The organism is Vagococcus penaei (genome assembly GCF_001998885.1).
Lineage (GTDB): Bacteria > Bacillota > Bacilli > Lactobacillales > Vagococcaceae > Vagococcus > Vagococcus penaei.
The window spans coordinates 746,492-761,419 of the sequence record NZ_CP019609.1 but is presented as its reverse complement, the minus strand read 5'-3'; the positions used below and the strand labels follow the sequence as shown (position 1 = coordinate 761,419).

The 14,928-nt window shown below is 34.8% G+C and carries 13 protein-coding genes; 12 read left to right on the top strand and 1 reads right to left on the bottom strand.

Annotated elements, in window-relative coordinates; translation table 11 throughout:
* Nucleotides 1-154: 154 nt before the first annotated feature.
* The 8 genes from BW732_RS03570 to BW732_RS03535 all read left to right on the top strand — a co-directional run bounded on the left by BW732_RS03570 (nt 155) and on the right by BW732_RS03535 (nt 10,319).
* A complete protein-coding gene (locus BW732_RS03570; RefSeq protein WP_077275502.1) occupies nt 155-2,113 on the top strand; it encodes a sucrose-specific PTS transporter subunit IIBC in 1,959 nt (652 codons plus the stop codon).
* Nucleotides 2,114-2,404: 291 nt separating this feature from the next.
* Nucleotides 2,405-4,045, top strand: coding sequence for a malolactic enzyme (locus BW732_RS03565; protein WP_077275501.1), 1,641 nt, complete (start codon nt 2,405-2,407; stop codon nt 4,043-4,045).
* Between the two features lie 12 nt (nt 4,046-4,057).
* Nucleotides 4,058-5,017, top strand: coding sequence for an AEC family transporter (locus tag BW732_RS03560; RefSeq protein WP_077275500.1), 960 nt, complete (start codon nt 4,058-4,060; stop codon nt 5,015-5,017).
* 313 nt (nt 5,018-5,330) lie between these two features.
* Complete coding sequence (locus BW732_RS03555; RefSeq protein WP_237301599.1) at nt 5,331-6,002, top strand: GntR family transcriptional regulator; 672 nt, start codon at nt 5,331-5,333, stop codon at nt 6,000-6,002.
* A 37-nt stretch (nt 6,003-6,039) separates the two neighbouring features.
* On the top strand, nt 6,040-7,197 hold the full coding sequence (locus tag BW732_RS03550; RefSeq protein WP_077275498.1) for an SIS domain-containing protein: 1,158 nt from the start codon (nt 6,040-6,042) through the stop codon (nt 7,195-7,197).
* Between the two features lie 15 nt (nt 7,198-7,212).
* Entirely contained in the window at nt 7,213-8,370 is a 1,158-nt protein-coding gene (gene nagA / locus BW732_RS03545; RefSeq protein ID WP_077275497.1) for an N-acetylglucosamine-6-phosphate deacetylase, read from the top strand.
* A 2-nt stretch (nt 8,371-8,372) separates the two neighbouring features.
* Nucleotides 8,373-9,365 (top strand): tagatose-bisphosphate aldolase, encoded by a 993-nt coding sequence (gene lacD / locus BW732_RS03540; RefSeq protein ID WP_077275496.1) that lies wholly within the window; start codon nt 8,373-8,375, stop codon nt 9,363-9,365.
* A 15-nt stretch (nt 9,366-9,380) separates the two neighbouring features.
* Complete coding sequence (locus BW732_RS03535; protein WP_077275495.1) at nt 9,381-10,319, top strand: hexose kinase; 939 nt, start codon at nt 9,381-9,383, stop codon at nt 10,317-10,319.
* A gap of 121 nt (nt 10,320-10,440) precedes the next feature.
* Here BW732_RS03535 and BW732_RS03530 read toward each other — a convergent pair whose 3' ends face one another.
* Nucleotides 10,441-10,935, bottom strand: a complete 495-nt coding sequence (locus tag BW732_RS03530) for a YbaK/EbsC family protein (protein ID WP_077275494.1) — start codon at nt 10,933-10,935, stop codon at nt 10,441-10,443.
* Nucleotides 10,936-11,169: 234 nt separating this feature from the next.
* Here BW732_RS03530 and BW732_RS03525 point away from each other — a divergent pair, with 234 nt between their 5' ends.
* The 4 genes from BW732_RS03525 to pnuC all read left to right on the top strand — a co-directional run bounded on the left by BW732_RS03525 (nt 11,170) and on the right by pnuC (nt 14,820).
* On the top strand, nt 11,170-12,507 hold the full coding sequence (locus BW732_RS03525) for a M20 family metallopeptidase (protein WP_077275493.1): 1,338 nt from the start codon (nt 11,170-11,172) through the stop codon (nt 12,505-12,507).
* A 198-nt stretch (nt 12,508-12,705) separates the two neighbouring features.
* A complete protein-coding gene (locus BW732_RS03520) occupies nt 12,706-13,371 on the top strand; it encodes a Crp/Fnr family transcriptional regulator (RefSeq protein ID WP_077275492.1) in 666 nt (221 codons plus the stop codon).
* Nucleotides 13,361-14,095, top strand: coding sequence for a nucleoside phosphorylase (locus BW732_RS03515; RefSeq protein ID WP_077275491.1), 735 nt, complete (start codon nt 13,361-13,363; stop codon nt 14,093-14,095). Before BW732_RS03520 ends, BW732_RS03515 begins: the two co-directional genes overlap by 11 nt.
* A complete protein-coding gene (gene pnuC, locus BW732_RS03510) occupies nt 14,095-14,820 on the top strand; it encodes a nicotinamide riboside transporter PnuC (protein WP_418369031.1) in 726 nt (241 codons plus the stop codon). The genes BW732_RS03515 and pnuC overlap by 1 nt, the downstream gene beginning before the upstream one ends.
* Nucleotides 14,821-14,928: the final 108 nt, after the last annotated feature.

Below are 14,928 nucleotides of genomic sequence, written 5' to 3'. Positions count from 1 at the left end.
ACGTTTGACAAAATATTAAACTTCTTATAATTAAGTATTGTTTACTTTTTATAAATGTTAAAAATATTTTTTGTTAAACGTTTGACAATTTTTGGTTTAGATGATATTTTATTATTAGAAAAACGGTTTCAAACAAATGAGGAGGATAAATAAAATGAATCATCAAAAAGTCGCTAAAGATATTGTCAAAGCGTTAGGAAAAGATAATATACAAGCAGCTGCACATTGTGCGACGCGTTTACGTCTCGTGATTAAGGATCAATCTAAAATTGATCAAAAGGCTTTAGACAATCATGATGACATTAAGGGGACATTTGTTGCTAATGGTCAATATCAAATTATTATCGGACCTGGGGATGTTAATTTTGTCTATAAAGAATTAGTCAATGAAACGGGTGTGAGTGAAGTATCGACAGATGACTTAAAGTCACTTGCGGCAGAAGGTAAAAAAACGAATCCAGTCATGGCTTTAATTAAAGTCTTATCAGATATTTTTGTACCAATTGTTCCTGCTTTAGTTGCTGGTGGTTTGTTGATGGCGATTAACAATGTACTAACTGCACCAGGATTGTTTGGTGCACAATCAGTCGTTGAGATGTATCCAGCATTTACAGACTTTGCAAGTATTATTAATTTACTTGCTTCAGCCCCGTTTGCTTTTCTACCAATTTTAGTTGGTTTCTCAGCAACTCGCCGTTTTGGCGGGAATCCTTATTTAGGAGCAGCGATGGGAATGGCTATGGTAATGCCAAACTTAGTGAACGGTTATGCTGTGGCTAATACAATTGCTGAAGGTAGTATGCCTTATTGGAATATTTTTGGTTTAAATGTTGCTCAAGCAGGTTATCAAGGTTCCGTGTTACCAGTTTTAGCTGTTTCTTGGATTTTAGCGACTCTTGAGAAATTTTTTCATAAAAAAATCTCTCAGGCGTTTGATTTTACCTTTACACCAATGTTATCAATTATCATTACCGGATTTTTAACGTTTATCTTTGTTGGACCAATGATGCGTATTGTCTCTGATGGGTTAACAAATGGCTTGGTATGGTTGTATGATACAACAGGTGCTATTGGACTTGGTGTGTTTGGTCTGTTTTATTCACCAATTGTTATTACAGGATTACATCAAAGCTTCCCAGCAATTGAAACAACACTTATTGCTGAAGTTGCAAAAACTGGTGGATCATTTATTTTCCCAGTTGCGTCAATGGCCAATGTAGCTCAAGGTGGAGCAGCATTAGCGATTTTCTTCTTAACGAAAAATCAAAAACAAAAATCGTTGGCATCTTCTTCAAGTATCTCGGCCTTTTTAGGAATTACAGAACCAGCCATTTTTGGGATTAACTTAAAACTGAAATTTCCTTTTATTTGTGCGATGATTGCTGCAGGTATTGCTAGTGCATTTATAGGTGCGTTCCATGTTTTAGCTGTGGCTATGGGACCTGCTAGTGTAATTGGGTTTATTTCAATCTCACCAAAATCATTTGCACCATTTATGATTGGAATTGTTATTAGCATTGCGGTCAGTTTTACATTGACGTTTATTTATGGAAAAACACGTATGGATTTATTAGCAAGTGAAGATGACGGAAACACAACGGCAGTTGAAGTGAATGAAGATCCATCTATTAATGTTTCTGGTCCAACAGATGATGTGATTGCTGCTGTTGTAAGTGGTGATGTCGTTATACTAAAAGATGTCAACGATCCTGTTTTTTCAACTGAGATGATGGGGAAAGGTGTCGCAATTAAGCCGACAGATAACACTGTTTATGCCCCAAGTGATGGGGAATTAACCGTTTGCTATGAGTCAAAACACGCCTACGGAATGACAACCAATACGGGAGCTGAATTATTAATTCATATTGGGATTGATACGGTTAACTTAGCTGGTGAATTTTTCACTACGGAGCGACAACAAGGTGATATAGTGAAAAAAGGTGATGTTTTAGCGACATTTGATCGCGAAAAGATTCGTGAAGCAGGTTACGATGATACCGTAATGATGATTGTAACGAATACGTTAGCTTATGGTGAAGTAGCACCTTTAGATAAGCAAGTTATTCAGGCGGGAGAACCTATTTTAGAAGTTAGTGAAATCATTCAAAAATAATGATTCCTTTTTTCTGAGTCCTGTTTAGAAGATGGATTAAGGATTGTGTATTATTTAATAATTAGTTGGTATGAAAAAGTTGGTGGTGTTTAAGACTACCAACTTTTTTTGTGCTTTAGTAAAAAAAGTGTTAAAAACCGTTAAATATTTGTTAAAACTTAAAATGAAGTTTATACTTAAATTGTACATGAAGTTTATAATTTTATAATATAATGAATTTTTTAGTTTAAAAAGTCCGATAATATGCATAGTTGATTCAACCAAATTTTAATAGGTAAAGGGAGTGTCGTTATGAAAACTGCTTATGACATATTAAATGATCCTTTTCTCAACAAAGGTACAGCTTTTACAAAAGAAGAGCGAGATAAATTGAGTTTATGGGGGCTATTGCCACCGAAGATTCAAACGATTGAGGAACAAGCAAGTCAAACGTATCAATACTATCAAATGAAAGAGACTAATGGTGCCAAACGAGCTTTCTTAATGGAGATATTTAATACAAATCGTACATTGTTTTTTTATCTTTTTAGTCAGCATTTAGTTGAGTTTATGCCAATTGTATATGATCCAACAATTGCGGATTCAATTGAACACTACAGTGAACGTTTTGTTGAACCACAACATGCTGTTTATTTATCTATTGATCAACCTGACAAGATGCAAGACACGTTAAAACAAGCGACGATTGGTCGTGATATTCAATTAATTGTTGTGACGGATGCTGAAGGTATTTTGGGGATTGGCGATTGGGGAGTTAATGGTGTCGATATTTCGATTGGAAAGTTAATGATTTATACTGCTGCAGCTGGGATTGACCCAAAGACGGTATTACCAGTTGTCTTAGATGTTGGCACGAATCGCGAATCGCTACTAAATGATTCGCTTTACCTGGGTAATCGTCATCAACGGATTCGTGGTGAACGTTATGATCAGTTTGTTGCGAAGTTTGTCGAAACAGTGGAAGACTTATTCCCTAAAATTTATTTACACTGGGAAGATTTTGGACGTGCAAATGCTGCTCGAATTTTAGACACCTATAAAAATAAAGTTACGACATTTAACGATGATATTCAAGGGACAGGAATAATAACGTTAGCTGGAATTTTAGGTGCACTAGCTATTTCACAGGAAAAATTAACAGATCAAATTTATGTATCTTATGGTGCTGGAACAGCTGGAGCCGGAATTACTCAGCGGATTTATCAAGAAATGCTTCAACAAGGGTTATCTGAGCAAGAAGCACATGCGCATTTTTACTTAGTCGATAAACAGGGATTATTGTTTGATGATATGTCAGATTTAACGCCAGAACAACGGCCATTTGCTCGCAACCGGTCAGAATTTGAGCATTCTGAGCAATTAACCAATTTAGAAGCAGTCGTAAAGGCTGTGAAACCAACTATCTTAGTTGGAACGTCAACAGTTCATGGTGCGTTTACCGAAACGGTTGTCAAAGAGATGGCGAAGCATACTAAGCGCCCAATTATTTTTCCATTAAGCAATCCAACTAAATTAGCTGAGGCAACAGCTTTAGACTTAATTGAATGGACAAATGGACGTGCGTTAGTTGCGACTGGAATTCCAACTGACCCTGTAACTTATCAAGGAGTGACTTACACGATTGGCCAAGCAAATAATGCGCTAGTGTATCCTGGATTAGGTTTAGGTACAATTGCTTCAACTGCAACAGTTTTAAATGACGAGATGATTTCTCAGGCTGCACATTCATTGGGTGGGTTAGTTGATAGTTCTCAACCTGGAGCAGCGGTTTTGCCACCAGTGTCTCAGTTAACACATTTTTCTGACATTGTCGCAATAGCTGTTGGTCAAAGTGCGATTGATCAAGGATTATCAAAATCGAGAGTTACCAATATGAAACAAGCAATTGCCGACTTAAAATGGATACCTGAATATCAACCAATGAATTATTAAGGGGGAGATAGCGTGGTTTTTGTTGCATCTACTGAAAGTATTTTATCTATTATCTTAATTATCGGTTTAGGTTATCTTTTACGAAGACGGGGCTGGTTTGCTGATAGTTTTAGCGGAAATATTTCAAAATTAATTATGAATATTGCCTTACCCGCTTCAATTTTTGTCTCAGTTTTGAAATATTTAACCCGTGATAAATTATTTGCTTTATCTGGGGGCTTAGTCTATACAATTTTATCTATTATTATTGGGTACTTACTGGCTTATTTTATGGTATTCATCTTTAAAATACCCGTTGGTCGTAAGGGAGTTTTTATTAATGCAGTTGTTAATGCTAATACTATTTTTATTGGCTTACCGTTGAATATTGCATTATTTGGTGAAAATAGTTTACCATTCTTTTTAATTTATTATGTGACAAATACCGTTTCAACTTGGGCATTTGGAGCCTTGATTATTGCTCATGATAATCCTGAGAAAAAATCAGGTTCAACCAAATTTAATTTAAAGAAATTATTACCACCACCATTGATTGGTTTTTTAGTTGCTTTAGTTTTCTTACTTGGTAATTTACCTGTACCAACGTTTATTAACTCGACACTAACTTATGTTGGTAATATGGTGACACCTTTATCATTAATTTATATTGGGATTATTTTATGTGATGCAGGGCTTCGAAATATCCGTCTTGATCGGGAGACACTACTTGCTTTATTTGGACGCTTTATTTTATCACCAGTTGTGATGATTATTTTAATTTTTGCATTAGAACGTTATTTAGGACAAGTTCCAATCGTCGAAGCGAAAACCTTAGTAATCCAATCAGCGGGACCTGCCTTGGCAGTTTTACCAATTTTAGCGAACGAAGCAAATGGTGACGTTAAGTATGCTACGAATATAGTGACGACGAGTACCGTTTTATTTATGGTTGTTGTTCCTTTATTAAGTGGATTACTTAATATGTTGTTTTGATTTAAAGTCTTACTACTAATTTTTTATCTTAATTCTACTCATTTTCTAGTACAATATTCTACTAGAAAATGAGTGTTTTTTATTGCTAATTAATTTAAATAATTAATAACTGTTACTCATTAAGCTTTGATTACTTCTATAAAAAAATTTTAGAATTGATTTTATTTAATTATTAGTCATTTTATTGACAATGACATAAAAATATATCATAATACAAGTGGTTGATACCAGTTGGTGCTAAAGTGGTTTTTGGGAGGGATTTTATGGATAAAAAAAGCAGTCATTATATGGAAAACTGGTTGATCAGATTAAATTGTCGATTGAAACAGAGCTAAAGCCACATGACTTACTGCCTTCAGAGCGCGAGTTAGCAGAAATATATGGTGTTAGTCGCACGACAGTTCGTTTGGCGTTACAAGAATTAGAGCATTTAGGATTTATTTATAAAAAACATGGCAAAGGAACATTTGTTTCTAGTATTTCTAAAAGCATTTTAAATTTAACAGGTGCTTATAGTTTTACAGAGCAAATGTTATCGATGGGAAAAGAACCCAAAACAATTATTTTAGATTTTGAAGTAATCGAAAGTAACAAATACTTTAGTGAACAGCTAGGGATTCACAAAGGAAGTAAACTAATTAAAATCAAACGATTGCGATTAGCTGATGATGAACCAATGATGTTAGAACGTTCTTATTTACCATATAAACGTTTTGAAACATTGACTAGTCAGCGATTAGAAGAAAAACCAATGTATGATATTTTCTTTACTGATTTTAATGAAACGATAAAGTGTGCCGAAGAAGAATTTTATGCCAGTATTGTTAGCGACAAAGATGCAGAATTGTTAAATGTACCAAAAAGTTCTGCAGCTTTAAATTTGGTTAGAAAAACTTACAATCAGACAAATGAAGTTATTGAGTACACGCTAAGTGTGGCTAGGGCGGACCAATTTAGATATAAGGTTCTACATAATAGAGCTTAAAAAATAAATTAAAATGATAGAAATGAGGAATATTAGAATGTTAGATTGGAATCAAGCACAATTAGAAGAAGTTGGTGCAGTTATTACAACACGTGAAATTAGCCAACAACCAACATTATGGCGTGAAACATTAGCTATTTTTAACGCTAATCAAGTGAGGATAAATCAATTTTTAGATACATTACGTTCACAAGTTAGCGATAAAGTTCGCGTTATTTTTACTGGAGCAGGTACGTCAGCATATGTTGGTGATGTGATTCGACCACACTTAATGCGGTTTGGTAACACTGATGCATACCAATTTGAAGCAATTCCTACTACGGATATTGTGTCAGCTCCACGCAATTACTTTAAAGCGAATGAACCAACGTTATTAGTTTCGTTTGCACGAAGTGGTAACAGTCCTGAAAGTGTTGCAGCCATTGAGTTAGCTAATGAACTAATTGATAATGTTAAACACTTGATTATAAGCTGTGCACCAGATGGAAAATTAGCTATTAATGCTTCAGATGATGCTAATTCATATGTGATTTTAATGCCAGAATTATCTAATGATAAAGGGTTTGCAATGACTGGAAGTTTCTCATGTATGGCATTAACAGCCTTATTAACTTTTGATCATGTTAATACACAACATGAGGTAATTGTTGACAGCATGGTCAGTATGGGCGAACAGGTAATTAATCTGGAACCAAAGATTCAAGCTATTCTTGATCAAGAATTTAATCGCGTGGTTTATTTGGGTTCTGCTAGTTTGTCTGGCTTAACACGTGAAGCGCAATTAAAATTATTAGAACTGACTGCTGGTAAAGTAGCTACAGCATTTGATTCATCTCTAGGCTTTAGACACGGTCCTAAGTCATTTGTTGATGAAAAAACGTTAGTCTTTGGTTTTATTAGTAATGATGATTACACAAGCCAATACGATGTTGATATTTTAGAAGAAATTAAAGGGAATGATATTGCTGCTGCGACAGTTGCTATCGCTCAAAATAAATCAACCTATACTGGTGACGCTATTATCTTAGAAAATGAGTATGTTTTACCAGATGGCTATCTCGCATTACCATATGTGATGGTGGCACAAGTTATTTCATTATTAACAGCAGTTAAAGTTGGCAACAAACCAGATACGCCTTCACCAACAGGTACTGTTAATCGTGTCGTTCAAGGTGTTATTATTCATTCACTATAAAGGGAGGTCGTCAAAATGCATTATTTTGTTAAAGCTAAAAAAATATTTTTAGAAAATCGCATTGCGACTGATGCATATTTAGAAATTAATGAAGGTAAATTTGGCAATGTTTATCAAAAAGTCCCAAGCGAAGCAGTTGTTATTGATGTTGGAGATAACTGGGTTGGACCAGGACTTGTTGATACACACATTCATGGATTTCATAATTTTGACGTGATGGATAATTCATTTGATAGCTTAGAAGCTATTTCTAAAGGATTACTTGGTTGTGGTGTAACAAGCTTTTTACCAACAACATTAACCTCATCATTTGATTTGTTGAATGCAGTAGCTAAAACAATTAGCGAACACCACAATAAAGTGAGTGGTGCCAAAATTCAAGGGATTTTCTTCGAAGGTCCTTACTTTACTGAAAAACATAAAGGTGCGCAAAATCCTTCTTATTTTAAAGACCCATCAATGGCTGAATTTAGAAAATGGCAAACGAGTGCTAATGGAATGATTAAAAAAATTGCGCTTGCGCCTGAGAGACCAGGAGCAGCTGAGTTTACACAAGAATTAGTCGCCGAAGATGTGACTGTCTCATTGGCTCATAGTGAAGCAACCTATCAGGAAGCTCAACAAGTTGTCGATGCCGGTGCATCAATTTTTGTTCATACATTTAATGGTATGAGTGGTTTAAGTCATCGTGACCCAGGAATGGTTGGTTGTGCCATGAATAATTCGTCTGTTTACAATGAATTGATTTGTGATGGACATCATGTGCATCCAGTAGCTGTAAATATTCTAACCAAATTAAAAACACCTGAAAAAATTGCTTTAATCACCGACTGTATGCGTGCAGGAGGTATGCCTGATGGACACTATAAATTAGGTGAATTTCCAGTTGAAGTCAAAGATGGAGCTGCTCGTTTGGAATCGAATGGTTCATTAGCCGGTAGTGTCTTAACTTTGATTGATGGAGTTAAAAATGTTTCAGAATGGGAAGTAGCAACTGTTGCTGATGCTTTAAATATGGCATCTATCGTTCCAGCAAAAAGTGTTGGTATTGATACTCTCTGTGGTAGTATTTCAAGTGGAAAAGCAGCTGATTTTATTATAATCACCCCCGATATTGAATTATTAGAAACTTATTTAGATGGTAATTTAGTCTTTAGTCAGAAAGGAAACTAACAATGAAAAAATTAAGTACAAATAAATTAACTTATATGAATCAATTATCAACAGAGGATGGCGTAATCGCGGCATTAGCAATTGACCAACGTGGCGCATTGAAAAAAATGTTAGCGGCAGATGGGTACAAAGGAGATGTTGAACAAGCGATTATTGACTTTAAAAAACTAGTATCAGAAGAACTAACACCTTATTCATCATCGATTTTATTAGATCCAGAGTATGGTTTACCTGCTGCTAGCGTAAAATCTGAAACAGCAGGATTATTATTAGCCTATGAACAAACAGGTTATGATGCGACAGAACCTGGTCGTTTTCCAGATTTAATTCATGACTATTCAGCATTGCGTTTGAAAGAAGCAGGAGCTGATGCAGTTAAATTTTTACTTTATTATGATATTGATGAATCAGAAGAAATCAATCAGCGTAAACAAGCTTTCGTTGAGCGCATTGGTTCAGAATGTGTCGCACAAGATATTCCGTTTTATTTAGAGCTAGTCTCTTATGACGCAACAATTGATGATCCAAAAAGCAAAGAATATGCAAAAGTGAAACCTCACAAAGTAAATGATATGATGGTTGAATTTTCTAAAGATCGTTATCATGTTGATGTCTTAAAAATGGAAGTTCCTGTCAATATGAATTATGTTGAAGGATTTGCGAAAGATGCTGAAGATGTGGTCTACACTGCAGAAGAAGCGAAGCAATATTTTAGAGAGCAAAGTGCAGCAACTCATTTACCATTTATTTTCTTAAGTGCAGGTGTGAGTGCTAAGTTATTCCAAGACACATTATACTTTGCAAAAGAGGCCGGATCAGAATTTAACGGTGTACTATGTGGACGTGCAACTTGGAAAGATGGTGTAAGTGTCTTTGTGAAAGACGGCGAACAAGCCACTCGTATTTGGTTACAGACAGAAGGCCGTAACAACATTGAAGAATTAAATACGGCTTTAGCAGCAACAGCAACATCATGGCACAAAAAATTTAATTAGAAGGGTCGCTTAAAGATGATAGTAACAGTCACGATGAATCCGTCAGTTGATATAGCATATACCCTACCACATTTAAACTTAGATCAAGTCAATCGATGCAATCAAGTCAGTAAAACAGCAGGTGGTAAAGGGCTAAATGTGACTAGAGTGATCCATCAAATGAATCAGGATGTAGTGAGTACAGGTTTATTAGGTGGAGCTTTAGGTGATTTTATTAGAGAGTCTTTAACTAAAGATGGTATCAAGCATAACTTTTCTGACATTGATGGTCAAACTAGAAATTGTTTAGCCATTCTACATGATAATGGTGCACAAACAGAAATTTTAGAAGCAGGACCAACTATTACGGCAGCTGAGCTAAAAAGATTTGAACAAGTTATGGCAAATTTATTACCTGAAAGTGATGTTATGACTTTATCAGGTAGCTTACCTAAAGGCATACCAACCAATTACTATGTTCGCTTGCTAGAATTAATGTCAAAAGATTCAATTAAGGTTGTCTTGGATACATCAGGTCAGAGTTTAATTGAGGTTTTACAGTCTTCGGTAAAACCTTATGCGATTAAACCAAATCTTGATGAATTAAGCGATTTAACCAATCAGATTTTAACTGCAGATGAAACAGCGCTAAAACAAGCATTAACAGCTGACATTTTTGAAGGCATTCCTTTAATTGTGGTATCTTTAGGATCTGATGGGGCATTTGTCAAATACACAGATAGATTTTATCGTGTGACAATTCCTAAAATTACGGTAGTCAATCCAGTGGGAAGTGGGGACTCGACTGTTGCAGGAATAGCTATTGGCCTACAAAAAAAGGAATCAATTGAGAAAGTTATTAAACGTGCTATGGCACTAGGTATGAGTAATGCTACTCATCAAGCAACTGGTTATATTGATCAAGACAGTTACCAAGAGTTTGAAAAACAGATTTTGGTTCAAGAAATTAAATAAATTTTAGTTTACTAAGTAAAGAGTCTCTCGACATCAATTTTTATTTAAATTGATGTCAGAGACTCTTTTTTTTGAAAATGTTTATAGTTAGCTATTTAATTAACACAAACTTATTATTAAACTAGTTTAATAATGAATCAGTATTTGAAGCTACAGGCAGTATATATGTCTTTAAATCTAGTATATCAATGATTTTTTCTAAGTCCTTAACCCAAATGACCATTGTTTGATCTGGTCTGCCAGGTGCAAAGACAAGTTTTTCTTCGGATAATAAGTCTTCATCGATAATAACAGGCGTCGGCATTCGATAGCCAAAAGGAGAGACAGCACCTGGTTTTTGACCGGTTTGTTCCTCCATAACATCAGGAGAAACGACGGATAATCTTTTTCCAATTACATGGTTTAAGGCTTTAAAGTCGCTTCGTTTTGTTGTATAGGTTAAATAAATATAGTTGTTACTTTGTTTATCTTTTAAATATAGACTTTTCGTTTCTGTTCCTGAAAAGCCTTGTTCAGATTTAATAACTAAAGCATCTTCATTCGTAAAAATCGCTTGATGATGATACAGTTCAAAAGGTATTCCCTTATCAGTAAAAATTTTTTCTAAATTCAACATTTTCGTCACCTCTATGTTTTTTTGTTTATTAAATTATCCATTATTGAAATGAGCATAGCTTTTTTTTTATAAAAATGCAATCACTAAATACGGTAATTTATGAAAAATTTTAATAAGCTTATTTAGTATCTAAAAGGGATATCTTTTGAGATATTACTAAACAATATATTCTAAAAAGTGTATAATAAAGGTGATTGAAAGCGAGTGCTTAAATAAAATTTGGAAGGTGATTGAATGCAACAATTTGTGACTGAGCAACATAAGGAAAAGGCGATTGACGCATTACAACGTATTGTTAAAATTCCGTCGTATTTAAAAGAATCTAGCCCAAATGCTCCATTTGGCAAAGATATTGTGGATTGTTTAAAGGAAACATTGACACTTTTTGAAGAGGAAGGTTTTACAACTTATCTTGACCCAGACGGCTATTATGGTTATGCAGATATTGGTGAAGGTGAAGAGACATTTGGAGTATTATGCCATTTGGATGTTGTTCCTCCAGGAAATACAGAACTTTGGTCTGTCCCACCTTTTTTAGCTGATGTTGTTGACGGGAAAATCATCGGTCGTGGAGTTCAAGATGATAAAGGACCAACGATAGCCGCGCTTTATGCTTTAAAAGCTGTTTTAGATAGTGGGGTTAACCCAACTAAGAAAGTTCGTTTTATTTTTGGAACGGATGAAGAAACTTTGTGGCGTTGCATGGAACATTACCATAAAAATGAAACACCAATTGATTTAGGTTTTGCACCAGACGCTAAATTTCCATTAATTTATGCGGAAAAAGGTTTGTTACAAGCTTACGTAACTGGTCCTGGAAGCACTGAATTTAAAATGAATGGTGGTTCTGCTTTAAATGTAGTACCAGATTCAGCTAGTTATTCTGGCGATGCAGCAGCAAAAGTTACTAAAGTTTTACAAGAATTGGGTTATGATTACAAGGAAACAGCTGATGGTGTAACAGTATCTGGAAAATCTGTCCATTCAAAAGATGCACCCAAAGGCGTTAATGCTATTACTCGTTTATCAGAAGCCTTAGCTCAGGTAATATCACATCCAGCGATTGACTTTTTAGGAACTGTTGTGAAAGAAGATGCTACAGGGTCTAGTGTTGTTGGGGATATTAGTGATGAGGTTTCTGGTAAATTAAGTTTTAATGTTGCAACAGTAGTAATTGATGATAAAGAAAGTAAAATTGGTCTGGATTTACGTTTGCCAGTAACCTTTACAAAAGATGAAGTTGTCGAAAAGTTAGAGAAAAAATTATCAGAATATGATTTAACCTATCATGAGTTTGATTATTTAGAATCATTATATGTGCCTAAAGAATCAGAGTTGATTCAATCATTATTAGGTGCTTATCGGGATGTTACTAACGATATGACGGAACCGCTTGTATCTGGTGGTGCAACTTTTGCTCGTACTATGAAAAATTGTGTGGCTTTTGGTGCGATGTTTAAGGGAACGGTCGATACGATGCATCAACCAAATGAAACGTGGGTGCTAGATGAGATGGAACGTGCAATGATTATTTATGCGGAAGCATTTAATCGTATATGTGTTAAATCTTAATGCTAGTGTAGTCTTTTTTGATTTGATGTTGTTGATAAAAATAAACTTTTTTAAAGATGAACAAGCTAGTAAGTCATAAAAATGTCTCGAAAAAAAAGAAAAAAATTTTAAAACTGTCATTTTTTGTTCTAAAATGCAGAAATGTTTCATGTATCCGTTTTCTTTTTTGTAGTATAGTATTATCAAGGAGGTTGGTAAATGAATAGTCAATTACTTGATATTTTTAAAACTCATCCAAAAATTAAAGCTCTTTTTTTAACATGTCCGTTACATATTTTAGAGACTTTAGAGGTCCAACAGTTTAAAGCGAAATCATTTCAGCTATTTCAAGAAGAAGTATATGATGCTACTTATTTAATTGTTTCTGGTCAAGTAAAAGTATACCTGTTAGGTCCAAATGGTAAGTCTGTTGTTCTAGCAATTTATCAACCAGGTATGTTTATTGGAGAACAGGAAGCCATTTTGAATTGTCCGTACAGTGCATCAATTATTAATTTAACAGATATCGTGGTTATTAAAATTGAGAATAATATCTTTAGAAAATGGCTAAAACATGATAATAATTTTGCAACTGAATTAATTTATAATTTATCTCAACAATTGTTTACATTAACTAAAAACACTGAACGTTTCAGTCTATATACTGCTTTGGAGCAGATAGGTCAGTTTTTGTTGCATCGGCAGCAGTCAACTAGGCATCAGCTGAAAAATGAAGTGAATACCTCAGATCGGAATATTAACCGTGTCTTAAAGCAATTAATGACTAGTGGGATTATTTCTATTCACGAGGGCAATATCAAGGTATTAGATAGTAAAAAATTAAAAGAAAAACTTGAAAGTGAGGAAAATAGACGTGGAAAATAAACAACCACATATTCAATTAGAACAATTTGATGGCGTGAATCGTGCAATTATTGTTGGTGATCCTGCTAGAGTAACCCATATTGCAACATATCTTGATCATGTTGAGGAAGGAGCCTTTAATCGAGAGTTTAAATCGATTGTGGGTGAATACAAGGGTCAAAAATTACTAGTGCTATCCACAGGGATTGGTGCACCATCAACCGCAATAGCTATTGAGGAATTGGCACAGATTGGGATTGAGACTATTATTCGAGTTGGTTCTGCTGGCGCAATGCAACGGGATATTTCTTTAGGTGCGTTATTAATCGCAGAAGGAGTTGTACGAGATGACGGTTTAACAAAAAAATATGTACCAGAAAACTATCCAGCCGTTCCCTCAAGTACGTTACTATACTTAGCTAAAAAACATTATCCACAAGCAATAACTGGTATTTTACGGTCACATGATGGATTCTATATGGAAGATAATGCGGAAGTCGAAGCGTATTGGTCAAGTAAAGGTGTGATAGGAGCTGATATGGAATCGGGTGCATTGTTGACAATCGGTCGTTTAAGAGGTCTTCAGACGTTGTCTATTTTAAATAATGTTGTAGGCTATCAAGAAGATCTTTCAGAAGGCGTTAACAGCTTGGTAAATCAAGAATCACTCATTATGTCTGGTGAAAAAGAGTCCATTTTATTAGCATTAACTATTTTAAGTGATAAGGAGTTAGAAGAAGCATGATGACAGAAAATAAGCAGCATAACTGGTGGTATGAGCAGTTATTTATGAATTGGAAAAAATTTGAAATTGGGTATGTCATTGTTTTAATTTTATTACAATTAGTGGTTTATTCATTGGCACCAGATAGTTTTATTGGTATGGTGTCAGGGGTAATGGGAGTACTGGCCTTAGTCTATGGTATGAAAGGTCGCCGTATTTCATTTATTTTTGGTTTTGTTCAATGTATCGCGATGACTTATATTGCATGGATTAGTCATGCGTATGGATCATTTGCAATGGATATTATTTATGTTGTGTCACAGCCAATTGGTTGGTATATGTGGGGAAATGATGAAGCGACACGTCGCTTTTCTCCAGCAGTACGCCGGAAAATTTTTGCGGGAGCTTTATTTGCTTGGTTAATTGGCTGGTGGATACTTAGTCTATTGAATGGCCAATTACCATATTTTGATTCGATTAATTTTGTTGTTAGTATTATCGCGCAATTATTATATATTTTAAAATATCAAGAAAACTGGTCTTTATGGATTGTTGTCAACATTGCTAATGTCATCTACTGGAGTTTACTGACAGTCCAAGTGATGACAGGAGCGACTGATATTGGCTCGTTAGGAGCGAATTTATCTCAAGTTGCTTTACAAGGTGCTTTATTATTTAATTCAATTTATGCAGTTAAAGTTTGGTCGAGTGGTGAAGCAGATAATGAAGGTGGAACACTTACATAACAATAAAAAAGAAGAGACACAATTTAATGTGTGTCTCTTCTCAGACTGTAGACAAAGTATCAAAAATTTGATACTTTGTCTTTTTTTCTTGGTAAAATAGAGAAAAGG

Bases quoted from the DNA above. Each gene is read 5' to 3' on its own strand.
- BW732_RS03570 (WP_077275502.1), top strand. From the start codon at position 155: ATGAATCATCAAAAAGTCGCTAAAGATATTGTCAAAGCGTTAGGAAAA.
- lacD (WP_077275496.1), top strand. From the start codon at position 8,373: ATGAAAAAATTAAGTACAAATAAATTAACTTATATGAATCAATTATCA.
- BW732_RS03525 (WP_077275493.1), top strand. From the start codon at position 11,170: ATGCAACAATTTGTGACTGAGCAACATAAGGAAAAGGCGATTGACGCA.
- BW732_RS03530 (WP_077275494.1), bottom strand. From the start codon at position 10,935: ATGTTGAATTTAGAAAAAATTTTTACTGATAAGGGAATACCTTTTGAA.
- BW732_RS03535 (WP_077275495.1), top strand. From the start codon at position 9,381: ATGATAGTAACAGTCACGATGAATCCGTCAGTTGATATAGCATATACC.
- nagA (WP_077275497.1), top strand. From the start codon at position 7,213: ATGCATTATTTTGTTAAAGCTAAAAAAATATTTTTAGAAAATCGCATT.
- BW732_RS03520 (WP_077275492.1), top strand. From the start codon at position 12,706: ATGAATAGTCAATTACTTGATATTTTTAAAACTCATCCAAAAATTAAA.
- BW732_RS03565 (WP_077275501.1), top strand. From the start codon at position 2,405: ATGAAAACTGCTTATGACATATTAAATGATCCTTTTCTCAACAAAGGT.
- BW732_RS03550 (WP_077275498.1), top strand. From the start codon at position 6,040: ATGTTAGATTGGAATCAAGCACAATTAGAAGAAGTTGGTGCAGTTATT.
- pnuC (WP_418369031.1), top strand. From the start codon at position 14,095: ATGACAGAAAATAAGCAGCATAACTGGTGGTATGAGCAGTTATTTATG.